General features: G+C 72.7%; 13 protein-coding genes. 7 read left to right on the top strand and 6 right to left on the bottom strand.

Going from position 1 to position 15,882, the window contains the following annotated elements; translation table 11 throughout:
* Window positions 1-97 precede the first annotated feature (97 nt).
* Entirely contained in the window at window positions 98-748 is a 651-nt protein-coding gene (locus ABD346_RS08270; protein WP_344373431.1) for a response regulator, read from the top strand.
* 88 nt (window positions 749-836) lie between these two features.
* Window positions 837-1,994, top strand: coding sequence for an ROK family transcriptional regulator (locus ABD346_RS08265; RefSeq protein WP_344373430.1), 1,158 nt, complete (start codon window positions 837-839; stop codon window positions 1,992-1,994).
* 56 nt (window positions 1,995-2,050) lie between these two features.
* On the opposite strand, the gene ABD346_RS08260 is transcribed toward ABD346_RS08265, so the two are convergent.
* Window positions 2,051-2,815, bottom strand: coding sequence for a GntR family transcriptional regulator (locus tag ABD346_RS08260; protein ID WP_344373428.1), 765 nt, complete (start codon window positions 2,813-2,815; stop codon window positions 2,051-2,053).
* A gap of 341 nt (window positions 2,816-3,156) precedes the next feature.
* On the opposite strand from ABD346_RS08260, the gene ABD346_RS08255 reads away from it, so the two are divergent.
* Window positions 3,157-4,029 carry an alpha/beta fold hydrolase gene (locus ABD346_RS08255; RefSeq protein WP_344373427.1) on the top strand — a complete coding sequence of 291 codons (873 nt, stop codon included), beginning with the start codon at window positions 3,157-3,159 and terminating at the stop codon, window positions 4,027-4,029.
* Between the two features lie 36 nt (window positions 4,030-4,065).
* Here the strand turns inward: ABD346_RS08255 and ABD346_RS08250 are convergent, their stop codons facing one another.
* Window positions 4,066-4,464 (bottom strand): VOC family protein, encoded by a 399-nt coding sequence (locus ABD346_RS08250; RefSeq protein ID WP_344373425.1) that lies wholly within the window; start codon window positions 4,462-4,464, stop codon window positions 4,066-4,068.
* Between the two features lie 202 nt (window positions 4,465-4,666).
* On the opposite strand from ABD346_RS08250, the gene ABD346_RS08245 reads away from it, so the two are divergent.
* The 3 genes from ABD346_RS08245 (at window position 4,667) to ABD346_RS08235 (ending at window position 9,549) form a co-directional block, all read left to right on the top strand.
* Window positions 4,667-6,223, top strand: coding sequence for an alkaline phosphatase D family protein (locus ABD346_RS08245; protein ID WP_344373423.1), 1,557 nt, complete (start codon window positions 4,667-4,669; stop codon window positions 6,221-6,223).
* 153 nt (window positions 6,224-6,376) lie between these two features.
* Complete coding sequence (locus ABD346_RS08240; protein ID WP_344373421.1) at window positions 6,377-7,789, top strand: GNAT family N-acetyltransferase; 1,413 nt, start codon at window positions 6,377-6,379, stop codon at window positions 7,787-7,789.
* 83 nt (window positions 7,790-7,872) lie between these two features.
* Complete coding sequence (locus ABD346_RS08235; protein WP_344373419.1) at window positions 7,873-9,549, top strand: DUF885 domain-containing protein; 1,677 nt, start codon at window positions 7,873-7,875, stop codon at window positions 9,547-9,549.
* A gap of 58 nt (window positions 9,550-9,607) precedes the next feature.
* Here the strand turns inward: ABD346_RS08235 and ABD346_RS08230 are convergent, their stop codons facing one another.
* Window positions 9,608-10,093, bottom strand: a complete 486-nt coding sequence (locus ABD346_RS08230; RefSeq protein WP_344373417.1) for a rhodanese-like domain-containing protein — start codon at window positions 10,091-10,093, stop codon at window positions 9,608-9,610.
* Window positions 10,094-10,188: 95 nt separating this feature from the next.
* On the opposite strand from ABD346_RS08230, the gene ABD346_RS08225 reads away from it, so the two are divergent.
* Entirely contained in the window at window positions 10,189-10,635 is a 447-nt protein-coding gene (locus tag ABD346_RS08225; RefSeq protein WP_189960599.1) for an Lrp/AsnC family transcriptional regulator, read from the top strand.
* Between the two features lie 293 nt (window positions 10,636-10,928).
* Here ABD346_RS08225 and ABD346_RS08220 read toward each other — a convergent pair whose 3' ends face one another.
* The 3 genes from ABD346_RS08220 to ABD346_RS08210 all read right to left on the bottom strand — a co-directional run bounded on the left by ABD346_RS08220 (window position 10,929) and on the right by ABD346_RS08210 (window position 15,835).
* Window positions 10,929-13,958, bottom strand: coding sequence for an AAA family ATPase (locus tag ABD346_RS08220; RefSeq protein ID WP_344373414.1), 3,030 nt, complete (start codon window positions 13,956-13,958; stop codon window positions 10,929-10,931).
* Window positions 13,955-15,109: an exonuclease SbcCD subunit D gene (locus ABD346_RS08215; protein WP_344373412.1), complete on the bottom strand. Its 1,155-nt coding sequence runs from the start codon at window positions 15,107-15,109 to the stop codon at window positions 13,955-13,957. The genes ABD346_RS08220 and ABD346_RS08215 overlap by 4 nt, the downstream gene beginning before the upstream one ends.
* A gap of 99 nt (window positions 15,110-15,208) precedes the next feature.
* Complete coding sequence (locus ABD346_RS08210) at window positions 15,209-15,835, bottom strand: YigZ family protein (protein ID WP_344373410.1); 627 nt, start codon at window positions 15,833-15,835, stop codon at window positions 15,209-15,211.
* Between the last annotated feature and the right edge of the window lie 47 nt (window positions 15,836-15,882).

Raw genomic sequence — 15,882 nt, 5'->3', positions numbered from 1 at the left:
AGGCAGGGCCCGGCACCCGGCCGCGATGGCCCGGCGTCTGGTCCGGCGTTGTCCACAGGCCCCCGGGCCCCCTCTGGCCTGCGGCTAGGCTGGCCGGATGCCGGTAACCGTACTTCTGGTCGACGACGAACCCCTGGTCCGCGCGGGTCTGCGGGCCGTGCTCGAAGCGCAGCCCGACATCGAGGTGGTGGGCGAGGCGGCCGACGGCGCGGCCGTGATCCCGCTGGTGCGGCAGCTGCGGCCGGACGTGGTCGCGATGGATGTGCGGATGCCGCTCCTGGACGGCATAGAGGCGACGCGGGCAGTGCTGCGCACGGTCGAGGACCCGCCGAAGATCCTGGTCGTGACGACCTTCGAGAACGATGAGTACGTGTACGAGGCGCTGCGGGCCGGGGCCGACGGTTTCCTGCTGAAGCGGGCCCGGCCCGCCGAGATCGTCAACGCGATCCGGCTGGTGGCGGAGGGCGACTCGCTGCTGTTCCCGGCGGCGGTGCGCGCGCTCGCCGCCGAGTACGGCAACGGCGCGGCGCGCACGGCGCTCGCCGAGGCGGCGCTGACCGACCGGGAGGCCGCAGTGCTGCGCCTGATGGCGCGGGGACTTTCCAACGCGGAGATCGCCGCCAAGCTCATCGTCGGCTCGGAGACCGTGAAGACGCATGTCAGCGCGGTGCTGGCGAAGTTGGGCGCCCGGGACCGCACGCAGGCGGTCATCGCCGCGTACGAGTCCGGTTTCGTGGCCCCGGGCTGATGCGCCCCCGTTACCGGCCGCCGCTCGCCGTACACCTGACCAGCGAGTACGATCCGGCAGACACGCGCACGAGCTGAGAGGACACACGTTGGGGCGGCTGACCGGCGGGGACCCCTCTCTGCTGCGGAGGATCAATTCCGCGGTGGTGCTGCACGCCCTCAGGGGTGCGGAATCTCCCACGCTGACCGATCTGACCCGGATCACGGGTTTGTCCCGGCCGACGGTCGAAGGCGTGGTCGACGGCCTGATGGAGGCCGGGCTCGTCGTCGAGTCGGCCCCCGAGGAGGGCGAGGCGCGGCGCCAGGGCCGGCCCGCGCGGCGCTTCCGGTTCCGGGCCGAGGCGGGGCATCTGCTCGGCATAGAGATCGGCCCGCACCGGGTGGCTGCGCTGCTTTCCGGTCTGGACGGCCGGATCTTCGGCGCGGGTTCGCGCGAGGTGCCGGAGACGGCATCGGCCGACGAGCGTCTCGAACGGGTCCGGATGACCGTCGCCGATGTGCTGCGCCGGGCCGGTGTGGCGCGCAGTTCGCTGCGTGCGGTCGGCGTCGGCAGCCCGGGCATCGTCGAGGCCGACGGCACCGTGCGCCTCGGTACCGCGCTGCCCGAGTGGACGGGCCTGCCGCTGGGCGAGCGGCTGCGGCGTTCCTTCCGCTGTCCCGTACTGGTCGAGAACGACGCCAACGCCGCGGCCGTCGCCGAGCACTGGAAGGGTGCGGCGGCCGACTCCGACGACGTCGTCTTCGTCATGGCCGGCCTGAGCCCGGGGGCGGGTTCGCTGATCGGCGGCCGGCTGCACCGGGGCTTCGGCGGCGCGGCGGGCGAGATCGGTGCGCTGCATCTGCTCGGCCGCGATGTCACCCCCGAGAAACTGCTCTCGACGACGGACGAGCCACTGCACCCGCTGGACGAACAGGCCGTCGCCGATGTGTTCGCGCTGGCCCGGCAGGGCGATGCGCGGGCCCAGGCCGCGGTGGAGCGGTTCCTTCAGCGCCTGGTGCACGATGTGGCCGCGCTGGTGCTCGCCCTCGATCCGGAACTGGTCGTCGTGGGCGGCTGGGCGGCCGGCATCGACGGCGTACTGGAGCCGCTGCGCAGGGAGTTGGCGCGTTATTGTCTGCGGCCGCCCCGGGTGGTGCTCTCGATGCTGGGCGAGGCGGTGGTGGCGACCGGAGCGCTGCGGCTCGCCCTCGACCACGTGGAGGAAGAGCTGTTCGCCGTCGAGGGAACGGTGACGGCGCGGCGCTGAGGCGCCTCAGGTCCGGTGACCGGCCCGAGGTTCCTCGCGCCGAGCACCGGACGGGGTCAGGAGGCCTGGCGCTGCTGACCGGGGTGGTTGATCTCCACGTCGACCGAGTCGCCGAAGGTGAGGCGGCAGGTGTCCGCGCGGTAGGTGGCGACGGAGACGGCGGCGGTGCGGCCCTCGGCGAAGTACCGGGTGGTCACGACGAGGACGGGGGCGCCGGGCAGCCGGTCGAGTTCCTTGGCGTCGTCGGCGCGCGCCGAGCCGAGTTCGACGGCGCGGTCCTGGCCTTCGAGTTCCAGGCGCTGCAGTTCGCGCAGGACGGCACGGCCGCGGGCCGGGCCCGAGGGCACGTCGATCGCGGAGAGCTCGGGCACGGAGCCGACCGGAACATAGAGGAGCTCGGCGGCGACGGCCTGGCCGTGGGCGACCCGGGTCCGGCGGACGGTGTGCGTCTCCTCGCCGGTGGCGGTGTCGAAGAGGCGGGCGACCGCGGCGGGCGGCACGGCGACCGTGGCATCCGCGGTCTGCCAGGCGTCGCCGGGCGCACCGGGCCAGTCGTGCTGGGCGGTGGAGACCGAGACGGCCGTGCGCGGCGGGGCGACGGTGGTGCCGACGCCGCGGCGGCGCTGGAGCCGGCCTTCCAGTTCGAGCTGTTCCAGTGCCTGGCGGAGCGTGGCGCGCGCGACGCCGAACCGGGCCGCGAGGTCACGCTCGTTGGGCAGGATCTCGCCCACCGCGAAGTCCGAGTCGAGCGCCTCGCTGAGTACCGTCTTGAGGTGCCAGTACTTCGGTTCCGGCACCGATTCCAGCTGCGTGGTCCCCACCCTGATCCTCCGCAATCGCCGTGTCCGCGGCGGCTTTCCGTGCCCTTGTTTATTAAAGGTTCCTGCACTAACTCTGCGACCATAGGGCGGCCCACCCCCTTGGTCAAGACCAATCCTCGTTCCGTTACGGAGCGCGCACGAGGGTTGCCGCAGAGCGTTCACATGACGTTCGCGCCCCGGTGACGACCCCACTGCGCAAGGCCCCGGGGCGACGGCCGGGGCCCGGGAAAAGTCGCCGGCCCACCGAGATGTCCGATATGCCTCTTGAACTCCAAGCTACCGAGCGGTAGTTGTTGCTGACAGGGCGTCTAAGCGTGGATCCCAGGACAGGGAGCAGCCCCATGACCGCAGAGGTCTCGTTCGCGATCGACACTCCCCTGGGGAGCCGCTCCACCTCGGTCACCTACCGGCGCGCGGGCACGGGCGAGCCGCTCCTGCTGCTCCACGGGATAGGCCACCACCTGCAGGCCTGGGATCCGGTCTTCGATCTGCTCACCGCCGACCGCGACGTGATCGCGATCGACCTGCCGGGCTTCGGTGCCTCGCCCGCGCTGCCGGAGGGCACCGCCTACGACCTCTCCACCGTCGTCCCGATCCTCGGCGCGCTGTGCGAGGCCCTCGGCATCGAGCGGCCGCACGTCGCGGGGAATTCCCTGGGCGGCCTGCTCGCCCTGGAGCTGGGGCGCGAGAAGCTCGTGCGGTCCGTGACGGCGCTCTCCCCGGCCGGCTTCTGGACGCCGTCCGAGCGGCAGTACGCCTTCAATGTGCTGCGGACGATGCGGCTGGTGGCGAAGGCGCTGCCGCTCCCGGTCATCGAGCGGATGTCCCGCACGGCCGCCGGGCGCACCGCGCTGACCAGCACCATTTACGCCCGGCCCGGCCGTCGTTCGCCGGAGGCCGTCGTCGCCGAGACGCTGGCGCTGCGCACCGCGCCCGGCTTCGGGCAGACCCTGGCCGCCGGGCAGGACGTCCTGTTCACGGACGACGTGTCCGGGGTGCCCGTGACCGTCGCCTGGGGCAGCGGGGACCGGCTGCTCCTGCGCCGCCAGGGCGTCCGCGCCAAGCACACCATCCCGGGCGCCCGGCTCGTGCGGCTGCCCGGCTGCGGCCACGTCCCCATGAACGACGACCCGGCCCTGGTCGCCCGGGTCATCCTGGACGGAAGCCGCCCGGCCGGCGAGGTTCCGTCCCGCCCGGAGACTCAACTCGCCTGACCTCAGGACGACTTCGGGCTGCGCACCGCGAAAGCGTCAGGCGTTGGACCACGCGCGCTTGCAGAGCACGAGGCGGTACCCGTCCGGGTCGGCGACGGTCACGCCCCATTCGTTCCAGTACGGGTTCGGCGACCGGACGCGTATGCCGCCGTGCTCCACCAGACGGTCGACGAGCTCTGCCGGGACCTCCTCGTCGAGGTAGACGACGAGGAGGTCCTCCTCGGTGGGCCGGGGTTCGACCGGGTGGCCCGCCTCGCGGACCAGCTCCAGGTGCCAGTCGGCGTCCGGCCACCCGAGCATCAGGAGGTCGTGCCCGTCCGCCTCGGCCCGGTAGACGACCTTCAGGCCCAGCCCCTCGACCCAGAAGCGCTCGGCCGCCGCGAGGTCGAGGGACGGCCTGGCGATGCGGATGTGTGAACGGCCGCCGATAGGCATGCGGTGCTCCTCATTCCCTGGTCCGCCCCGTCGGCGTCCCGTACACGCAACCTAGTCAACGAAGATCGACGGGTCGATCGTTCCTTGGTCCCGGTCCGCTCGGCCTAGGCCGGTTGTTCACCCGGAGTTCGCGCCCGCGCCGCAGCCGGGCAGTAGGCATGGCAGGGCACCCAGCGACCAACCTCCCCAGGAGGCGACACCGATGCCCAACCGCCGTACCGTACTGAAGGGTTCGCTCGCCGCGTCGGCGGGTCTCGCCCTGCCGACCGGGCTCGCCGCGGCGCCCGCGTTCGCCCGCGCCGGCCGCCCGAGCGCCTCCTGGGGTGTGCAGGCCGGCGACATCACCGCCTCGTCCGGGCTCATCTGGGCGCGCTCCGACCGCCCGGCCCGGATGGTCGTGGAGACGTCCGCGACGGAGTCCTTCCGGCGCGCCCGCAGATGGCAGGGGCCGCTGCTCGGGCCGGGTACGGACTTCACCGGTACGACGTCGCTGCGCGGGCTCCCGGCCGGGGAGCAGATCCACTACCGGGTCACCCTGTCCGACCCCGACGACCCGCGGCGCACCGGCCGGCCGGTGTGCGGCACCTTCCGCACCGCGCCCGCCAGCCGGCGCGACGACGTGCGGTTCCTGTGGTCCGGGGACATCGCGGGGCAGGGCTGGGGCATCAACCCGGACATCGGCGGCTACCGCGTGTACGACGAAATGCGGCGCCTGGACCCGGACTTCTTCCTGTCCAGCGGCGACAACATCTATGCCGACGGCGTGATCCTGCCGAGCGTGACGCTGCCCGACGGCCGGGTGTGGCGCAACATCACCACCGAGGAGAAGTCCAAGGTCGCCGAGACCCTCGCCGAGTACCGGGGGAACTTCCGCTACAACCTGCTGGACGAGAACGTCCGCGCGTTCAACGCGCAGGTGCCGTCCATCGTGCAGTGGGACGACCATGAAGTTCGGAACAACTGGTACCCCGGACAGATCCTGGACGACGCGCGCTACACGGAGAAGAACCTCGACGTGCTCGCGGCCCGTTCGCGGCGGGCGTTCAGCGAGTACTTCCCGATCTCGACGCTGGGGACCGGCGAGCGCGCGGGGCGGGTGCAGCGCGTGCTGCGGCACGGGCCGCTCCTCGATGTGTTCGTGCTCGACATGCGGACGTACCGCGACGCCAACTCGCCCGGCCGGCAGCCCGACGACCGGGTCGGCATCCTCGGCGCCGAGCAGCTCCAGTGGCTGAAGCGGGAGTTGGCGAGGTCGCGGGCGGTGTGGAAGGTCATCGCCGCGGACATGCCGCTCAGCCTCGTCGTCGTGGACGGCGCCACCGACTTCGAAGCGGTGTCCCAGGGCGACCCCGGTGCGCCGCTCGGGCGCGAGCTGCAGATCGCCGAGCTGCTGCGGTTCATCAAGCACCAACGGATCACCGGCACGCTGTGGCTCACCGCGGACGTGCACTACACGGCCGCCGAGCACTACGACCCGTCGCGCGCCGCGTTCAAGGACTTCGCCCCGTTCTGGGAGTTCGTGTCCGGGCCGCTCGCCGCGGGCGGCTTCCCGCCGGACAAGGTGGACGGCACGTTCGGCCCCCGGCAGGTCTTCGTGCAGGCTCCCACCAAGGCCAACGCCTCGCCCATGGAGGCCCCGCCGAACTTCGGCGAGATCGAGATCGACGGCGGCTCCGGCGAGCTGACCGTACGGCTGCGGGCGCAGGGCGGTTCGGTACTCTTCACCCAAGTGCTGCAGCCCGGGCTCGTAGGTCAGTGATCCCGGACCCGGTGACGGGCAGGCCGGAACGCGGAGACGCACACTCCAGGCCACATCCGGCAGAAAACAGCCAAAAGAGCATCAGAAGCACACTTAACCCGTCAGTCACAAAGCGTTCGTGATCACGCAACAACGCTGAGCCACAGTGATGCCATGACTGATGTGCAAGGACAGCTGTCCCACAAGCAGGCCCGCCGCCGTCACCACTGGCGGCGGGACCTCGTCGAACTCGCCGCGCTGTTCACGGCCGTCGCCGTCGCCGACGGACTCGCGAACATGGTCGCGCACGGCCCCGACGGACCGTTCCTGCTGGTCGCCTCGGCCGTGGCACTGATCGCCACGGCGGCGTTCCACACCTGGTGGGCACGCCGCCACAGCCATGCCCCGCCGCTCCCGGATACCGGCGATACGGGCGATACCGACGGCCCGGCGGCCGGCGGCGACCCGGCGAGCGACAGCGCGCGCCGCGAGACGGCGCTCTGGCGGATGCGGACGACCGTACGGGACGAGCCGGGCAGCCTCGCCGCACTGTGCACCGCGCTCGCCGGGCACCGCGTGGACATCCTCACGCTCCAGACGCACCCGCTCGCGGACGGCACCGTGGACGAGTTCCTGCTGCGTACGCCTGCCGAGCTGTCGGGCGCCGCACTGGCCCGGGCGGTCTCCGCGGCGGGCGGCCACGACACCTGGACAGAGCGGGCCGACGCCCACGACCTCGTGGACGCGCCGACCCGCGTCCTCGGTCTCGCCACCCGCACCGCGCTCGATGCGGCCGAACTCCCGCTCGCGCTGCGCCAGTTGCTCGGCCGCTGCACCATCCACTCGCTGCCCGCGGTCTCCCTGACCGGCCGCCCCACCGGCGAGACGGCCCCGGTCGAGGGCGTACTGGAGTCGACGACCATGCGGCTGCGCGACCCGAACGGCGGGGCGATCACCATCGAGCGGCCCCATCTCCCGTTCACCCCCACCGAGTTCGCCCGCGCCCGGGCGCTCGTGGAGCTGGATGCCCGGCTCGGCCCGCGCGTGCCGCGCAGCGAGGACGTCCTGACGCTGCCCGAGGGCAACGAGATCACGGTGCGGCGTGCGGACCAGAGCGACATCGAGGCCGCCAAGGCCATGCACGAGCGGTGCTCGGACCGCACCCTCGGCCTGCGTTACCACGGCCCCGTCGCCGACGCCGACCGCTACCTCGGGCACCTGCTGAGCCCGCGCTACGGCCGCACCCTCGCCGTACAGACCGCCTCCGGACGCCTGGTCGCGCTCGGCCACCTCCTGTGGGACGGCGACGAGACCGAGGTGGCCGTGCTCGTCGAGGACTCCTGGCAGCGCCGCGGCATCGGCTCCGAACTGCTGCGCCGCCTGGCCGACCTCGCCGTCGAGGCCCGCTGCGACAGCGTGTACGCCGTCACCCAGGCGTCCAACACCGGCATGGTCGCGGCCATGCGCGGGCTCGGGCTGCCCCTGGACTACCAGGTCGAGGAGGGTACCTTGGTCGTGACCGCCCGCCTCGACAAGACGGCCCCGATGAGCTCCGCCGGTCGCCGCGGGGGCTTCGAACAGCGCTGAGCAGTCCGGTTCCCGGCGGCCCGGTCAGGCGTTCCGGCAAGATTGGTGGTGACGCGGAGCCCTCACTTGGAGAGGATGTCCGCATGTCAGTCACTTCCAGCAGCGCGCTGCCCCGCCAGGTCGCCGACGCCTACGTCGACGCACTCATCGAACTCGACCCGATCACCGGGAGCTATCTGGGCGTCAGGGCGAGCCACGCCCTCCTGCCCGACTTCTCCCCCGCAGGACAGTCGGCCGTGGCCGACCTGGCGCGCACCACACTCGCCCGCCTCGACGAGGCCGAGCGGCAGCCCGGCGCCGACAGCGACGCCGAGCGCCGCTGCGGCCGGCTGCTGCGGGAGCGGCTGACCTCCGAACTCGCCGTCCACGAAGCCGACGAGGGCCTGCGTACGATCAGCAATCTGCACTCGCCCGCCCACAGCGTCCGGATGGCGTTCACCATGACGCCGACCGAGACCGAGGAGGACTGGCGGGCGGTCGCCTCCCGCCTTCGCGCGGTGCCCGCAGCCATCGAGGGCTACCGCGCCTCGCTCGAACTCGGCCTGGAACGCAAGCTGTTCGGCGGCCCGCGCGCCACCCACACCGTCATCGGCCAGCTCGGTGAATGGATCGACACCCGCTTCTTCGAGGAGCTCGCCGCGCCCGGCCCCGAGGCCCTGCGTGCCGAGCTCGACTCGGCGGCGGGCGAGGCGTCCGCGGCTCTTGCCGCACTGCGCGACTGGCTGCGCGACGTGTACGCGCCGGCCATCGAGGGATCCGCCGACACGGTGGGCCGCGAGCGGTACCAGCGCTGGTCGCAGTACTACAACGGCACCGCCCTCGACCTGGACGAGGCGTACGCGTACGGCTGGTCCGAGTACCACCGGCTGCTCGGCGAGATGAAGACCGAGGCCGCCAAGATCCTGCCCGGCGCGGGCCCCTGGGAGGCGCTGGCGCACCTCGACGAGCACGGCACGCACATCGAGGGCGTCGACGAGGTCCGCGACTGGCTGCAGTCCCTGATGGACGAGGCCATCGAAGCGCTGGACGGGACGCACTTCGAACTCGCCGAGCGGGTACGGAAGGTGGAGTCCCGCATCGCGCCGCCCGGCGGCGCCGCGGCCCCGTACTACACGGGCCCCTCCGAGGACTTCTCGCGGCCCGGCCGCACCTGGCTGCCCACCATGGGCGAGACCCGATTCCCGGTGTACGACCTGGTGTCGACCTGGTACCACGAGGGCGTGCCGGGCCATCACCTGCAGATCGCGCAGTGGGCGCACGTCGCGGACCAGCTCTCCCGCTACCAGGCCACCGTCGGCCACGTCAGCGCCAACGCCGAAGGCTGGGCGCTGTACGCCGAGCGCCTGATGGACGAGCTGGGCTTCCTCACCGACCCCGAGCGCCGGCTCGGTTACCTGGACGCGCAGATGATGCGCGCCTGCCGGGTGATCATCGACATCGGTATGCACCTGGAGCTGGAGATTCCGGCGGATTCTCCGTTCCACCCGGGCGAGCGCTGGACTCCGGAGCTGGCGCACGAGTTCTTCAGTGGCCACAGCAGCCGTCCGGCGGACTTCGTCCGGAGCGAGCTGATCCGCTATCTGTCGATGCCGGGGCAGGCGATCGGCTACAAGCTGGGCGAGCGCGCCTGGCTGCTTGGCCGCGAGAACGCGCGGGCCCGCCACGGCGACGCCTTCGACCCGAAGGCCTGGCACATGGCGGCCCTCTCGCAGGGCTCGCTCGGTCTCGACGACCTGGTCGACGAGCTGTCCAAGCTCTGAGGCACCGGCGGGGCGGTCCGGTGACCGGGCCGCCCCGCTCCCTCGGTGCCCACGGCGTTCAGCAGCCGCAGTCGTCGGAGTCGACCGGCGCGGTCAGCGGGTCGGCGGCACGCTTCTCGCGCCCCTCCCACGTCTCGAACTCGAAGCCCTCGCGGACCCAGTACTCGAATCCGCCGAGCATCTCCTTGACCTGGAAGCCGAGTTCGGCGAGCGCGAGGGCCGCGCGGGTGGCACCGTTGCAGCCCGGGCCCCAGCAGTACGTGACGACCGGCACGGACTTGTTCAGGAGCTGCTCGGCCTGCTCGGCGATCAGCGCGGTCGGCAGGTGGACGGCGCCGGGCACATGGCCCTGGTCCCAGGACGCGGTGGAGCGGGAGTCCAGGACCACGAATCCCGGGTCGCCCACGACGGCGAGCCCCGAGGCCACGTCGGAGACGTCGGCGTGGAAGACCAGGCTGGCGCGGAAGTAGGCGGCGGCGTCGGCGGGGGCGGCCGGGGCCACGCGCAGGACGGGATTGGCGGGGGCGGTGAGCTGTGTCGTCATGGCTGAAAATCTATGTCCCGATGATCAACTCCGGGAAGGTCCGATCCCCGGAACATCTCTTGATCCGCCGGGGATTTCACGGTTGTGTGGGCGGCATGACCGCGTATTCCCCGGACGCCACCGACTGGCGCATTCTGGAAGCCCTCCAGCAGGAAGGCCGGGCCACGTTCGCCGAGCTGGCCAGGACCGTCTCGATGTCGGCGAGCGCCGTCACCGAGCGGGTACGTCGCCTCGAAGAGGCCGGGGTGATCGCGGGCTACACGGCCGTCGTCGACCAGGAACGCCTCGGCCGGCCGATCCTCGCCTTCGTGCGGCTTCGCTATCCGAACGGCCATTACAAGCCGTTCCACGATCTGGTGGACGCGACGCCGGAAATCATGGAGGCGCACCATGTGACGGGGGACGACTGCTTTGTGATCAAGGTGGGGGCGCGGTCGATGAGCCATCTCGAGGAGATCTCGGGGAAGATCGGGGCGTTGGGGTCGGTGACGACGAGCGTGGTGTATTCGTCCCCGCTCCCGCGGCGGGCGATCGGCCGCTGATCGGGGGGCGGGGGTGCCCCTGGGACTCCGCCCCAGACCCCGGTCGCGCCTCAACGGTGCTCGTCCTCAAACTCCCCCAAGATCTTAAGGGCCTGGGGGTACCCCATGACGGGCTAAAGATGCCGGTGCTGACCAGAATCGACACTGCCAGGGGCGCGGGGAACTGCGCGACCAGCCACGCACGGCCCGCAGCTGAAGCACCACCCATGGCGATCCGCAGCCGAACCCACCCACCCCCGGAGGCCACGCGTCGGAGCCGCAGAATGTCACAGCGGGAAGGGGTGGGGAGGGACCTACGGGGTCTGGGGCCGAGCCCCAGCGGCCACTCCACGCAGCCGCACCGACGACCCCGCGCGGTCCTTCACCACCTCCAGCTGCGCCGGGATGCGGCGCCTCAGGTCACCCACGTGGCTCACGATCCCCACGCTGCGGTCCCGCTCTCGCAGCGAGTCCAGGACGTCCAGCACCTCGTCCAGGGTCTGGTCGTCGAGGCTGCCGAAGCCCTCGTCGATGAACAGCGTGTCGAGCCGCACCCCACCCGCCTCGTCGGTGACGACATCGGCCAGGCCCAGGGCCAGCGCGAGGGAGGCGAAGAACGTCTCGCCGCCCGACAGCGTCGCGGTGTCGCGCTCGCGGCCCGTCCAGGCATCGACCACGTGCAGCCCGAGGCCCGACCGCCCCCGGCCGCCCCTCACGTCGGAGTGGACCAGCGTGTACCGCCCGCCCGACATCCGCTGGAGCCGGGCCGTCGCCGCGGCCGCGACCTGTTCGAGGCGCGCGGCAAGGACGTACGACTCCAGGCGCATCTTGCGCTCGTTGTCGGCGGAGGTGCCCGCGGTGAGCCCGGCGAGGCGGGCGACCCGCTCGTACTCCTCGCGCAGCGGGCCGATCCTGCGGGTCTCCTCGGTGGCCCGGCCGCTCAGAGCGTGCAGTTCCGCACAGCGGGACCGGGCCGCAGAAAGGGCCGAAACGGCTTCCCGCAGGGCCCGTTCGGCCGCCGCGGACTCGGCCTCCGCCTCAGCGGTGCGGGCCGGCGCGGCAAGACCGGCCGCGGCCGTCTCCGGCTCGGCGAGGCGCGCGGTGACCGTGGCCCGCTGGTGCTGCCATTCGTCGAGCCGGTGCTGGATGTCGCGCTGGCCCCGCTCGTCGATCAGGGCGGCCGATGCCGCGGCCGGGGTGTCGAACCCGGCCCGGAACGCCGCCTCCGAGAGCCGTCCGTCGGCCTCCTTGAGCCGCTCGGCGCTGTCCTCGACGGCGCGCACCGCCTCCACGGCCTCGGCGAGGATGGCCGCCCGGTGTTCGAGCAGCCCGGCCTGCTCGGCGACGCTGGCTGCACCCGCCCGGACGTCGCTCAACTCCCGCTCCAGAACTGCCTGTTCGCGATCCAGGGCTTCGCGGCTCGCGGTCCGGGCGGCCATGTTCTGCTGTGCCGTGCGCTGGGCGTTCAGGCGCCTCTCGTACTCTCCCTCCGCCGAGGCAAGCGCCAGCTGAGCCTCGTGCAGCCCGGCCGCCGCGCCCCGCGCCGCACCGTGCGCACGCTGCAACTCCCCCGCAGCATCGGACAGTTCGGCCACGCTCGCCGCGCCCGCCTCGGCCCGCGCACCGGCGAGCTCCTCCCGTACCAAGGACAGGGCGGCCTCAGCTTCGGCGCGGGCCCGGTCGGCGTCCCGGTATGCCTGCTGCGCGGCATCCTCCGTCGCGCGGTCGATCTGGCCGGTGCCGGGGCGGGCGGGCGCGGGGTGGTCGGCCGAGCCGCACACCGTGCACGGCTCCCCCTCGCGCAGCCGCGCCGCAAGCTCGGCCGCGATGCCGCGCAGCCGCTCCTCGCGCAGCGCGAGCCAGTGTTCGTGTGCGGCGTTGGCGGCCTCGCGGGTGTCGGCATGTCGCCGGTCGGCCGCGGTCAGGCGAGCCTGTAGCGCATCGCGTTCGCGGGCGGCCGCGAGCCGCCGCTGGGCCGGTTCGAGCTGTCCGGCGAGCTGTTCCGCGCGGGTCGCCGCTTCGTGGGCGGCATCGATCCGCTTCTGGTGGCCGAGCCGGGCGGCCTCCCAGCCCGCGAGCCATGCCGCGGTGTCGGTGAGGGCGTCCTCGTCGGCGCGGGCCTGCCGGTCGAGGCGGGCGCGCTCGTCATCGATCTCCGCACTGCGGCGCTCGGCCCGGCGGGCGGACTCCAGCGCGCCGAGATCCTGGCGCATCCTCCGCTCCAGGGAGGCGAGTTGATCGGCTCCGGCGTCGGCGAGGTCCGGGTGCAGCCGGGCGCGGGAGCGGTCCCGCTCGGCGGTGGCCGTGCGGTGTGCACGCTGGGCCTGCTCCCGCCATTCGAGCGCGGGCGAGACCAGTTCCGCCTTGCGGGCCGTGTCCAGGCGGGCCCGCAGTGCGTCCTGTTCGGGGCGGCGGGCCGCCAGCTCCTCGGCTCTGCGGGCAGCTTCCGCGTACCGCTCCTGGAGGGCGGCCAGCTGCCGGGCCTCTTCGGCGATGCGGCGGGCCGCGGCCTGCCTGCTTTCGGCGGCGGACACGGCGGCCGAGGCGATGTCGAGGCGTTCGTGTGCGCCGCCGCGCGCGACGGCCGCCCACTGCAGGACGGCCGAGGCCAGGCCCGGGTCGCCGGGCCGTGCGTCGGGCAGCGGCCATGCGCGCGCGTCGGTGCTGTCGCCCGCGGCCTGCGCCATCCGCTGGGCGATGGCGAGCAACTGCTCGTCGCCGTCCTTGACCTGGCGCTCGGCGGTCTTGCGCAGCTCGGCGAGGCGCTCCTCCACGGCGGCGAACCGGCGGGTGTCGAAGAGCCTGCCGAGGAGGCGTCCGCGCGCTTCCGCGTCCGACCTCAGGAACTTGGCGAACTCCCCCTGCGGCAACAGCACGACCTGGCAGAACTGCTCCCGGCTCATCCCGATGAGCCGGCCGAGCTCCTCGCCGACCTCCTGGTGCGAGCGGCTCAGCGCCTGCCAGGCGCGGTCGGCCGGGTCGTACTCGCGCAGCCAGGTCTGCGCCTTCTCGGTGGTGAAGCCGATGCCCTTCTTTTTGGGCCGTTCCTGCTGCGGGCGCCGGGTGATCTCCAACCGCCGCCCGCCGACGGTCAGTTCGAGCAGCACCTCGGTGAAGACGTCCTGCGCGGCATGGTCGCTGCGCAGGGGGGTGCCGGGGCTCTGGCGGGCGCCGGGGACCGCTCCGTACAGGGCGAAGCAGACCGCGTCGAGCACCGAGGTCTTGCCCGCGCCGGTCGGGCCGTGCAGCAGGAACAGGCCCGCGGCGGACAGCGCGTCGAAGTCGACCTCCTGGCTGCCCGCGAAGGGGCCGAAGGCCGTCACGCGCATGCGGTGCAGCCTCACCGGGCCACCTCGCGCACGCCATCGTCCACGCGTACGGCGTCGAGCGCCCCTTGCAGCACGGTGCGTTCCTGGGCGTCCGGGCCGCTGCCGCCGCGTACGTGCGCCACGAAGTCCTCCGCGATCTGCTGGTCGCTGCGACCGCTGAGGCGCTGCGCGTACGAGGCCTGCGGATCGCCGTCGGCCCGCTCGGGGTCGAAGGCGAGGCTCAAGGTGTGCGGGAAGCGCGTGCTGATCCGGGCCATGGCGTCGGCGGGGCGCTGCACGTCGGTCAACGTGGCCTCCACCCATGCCTGTTCGTGGCGGGACAGCGCCGGGTCTTCGAGGAGTTCGTCCAGGTGTCCCCGGATACGGGCGAGGGGGCGGGGCACCGGGCAGTCGATGCGTTCGGCGGTGACCGCTCCGTCGGCGGCGAGGTCCACCAGCCACATGGACTTGCGGTGGGCGGCTTCCGAGAAGGAGTAGGCGAGCGGCGAGCCCGAGTAGCGGACCCGGTCGGTGATCACCTGACTGCCGTGGAGGTGGCCGAGGGCCACGTAGTCGACGCCGTCGAAGACGCCGGCGGGCACTGCGGCGACTCCCCCTACGGTGATGTCGCGCTCGCTGTCGCTCGGCTCGCCCCCGGCCACGAAGGCGTGCGCGAGCACGATGGACCGGGTGTTTTCGGGGCGGGTCGCGAGGTCCGCCCGTACGCGCTCCATGGCCGCGGCGAGCACCGCCTCGTGCCCGGCCTTCGGCGCCGCCAGTTCGTCGCGGACCAGGGCGGGTTCCAGGTAGGGCAGCCCGTAGCAGGCCACGTCGCCGATCATGACCGGTGTACCGCAGCCCGTCGGGTCGGTCCGCAGATGGATCCCGGCCCTCTCGATGAGGCCGGCTCCGACGCCCAGCCTGCGCGCCGAGTCGTGGTTTCCGGAGATCATCACCGTGGGCACACCGAGATCGGCGAGGCTGTGCAGGGCCCGGTCGAACAGGTCGACGGCGGCGAGCGGCGGCACCGCCCTGTCGTACACGTCCCCAGCCACGAGCACCGCGTCCACACCTCGGTCACGTACCGTCGCCACCACGTGGTCGACGAACGCCGCCTGAGCGCCGAGCAGGTCGACCCGGTGGAAGGACCGGCCCAGGTGCCAGTCCGAGGTGTGCAGGAATCTCATGATCCCCGAGGGTAACGGTGGGGTCTGACAACACGGGCGGTAACCGGGACATCCGCCCGCTCCGCCCGCCTCGGCTCTCCCATGCCGCTGCCGCCGGGCTTACGCATCCCCGTACGCCTCTCCGCCCAGCTCAAGGGTCGCGGTGCCGGCGGTGGCGTCGGCGAGCCAGGCGCGGAAGCCCTCGACGTCGGCCTCGGGGAGCCCGATCTCGATGGTCACGGCCTCCGCGTACCGCACCTCGTGCACCGCGCGGCCGGTCGCCCTCAGGTCGTTCTCCAGCTTGCCCGCGCGCTGGTGGTCGACAGTGACGCTGGCGAGCCGGAACCGCCGGCGCACGATCGTGCCGAGCGCGTCCAGGGCCTCGCCGACGACACCCCCGTACGCCCTGATCAGACCGCCCGCGCCGAGCTTGACCCCGCCGTAGTAACGGGTGACCACGGCGACGACGTACCGCACCTCGCGCCGGGTCAGCATCTGGAGCATCGGCACGCCCGCGGTGCCGCCGGGTTCGCCGTCGTCGCTCGCCTTCTGTACGGAGGCGTCGGCTCCGATGACGTACGCGAAACAGTTGTGGCTGGCGGTCGGGTGCTCCTTGCGGATGCGGGCGACGAACGCCTGTGCCTCCTGTTCGGTCGCGGCGGGGGCGAGCGCGCAGATGAAGCGCGACCTGTTGATCTCGCTCTCGTGCACGCCCTCTCGGGCGATGGTGCGGTACTGCTCCTGCATCCGCCCACCCTATGCGCCTGTTCCGCCCCGGCCGACCGGGGCGGAAC

The organism is Streptomyces mauvecolor, from assembly GCF_039532965.1.
GTDB classification, from domain to species: domain Bacteria; phylum Actinomycetota; class Actinomycetes; order Streptomycetales; family Streptomycetaceae; genus Streptomyces; species Streptomyces violascens.
This window is presented reverse-complemented; position numbering and strand designations above follow the sequence as displayed.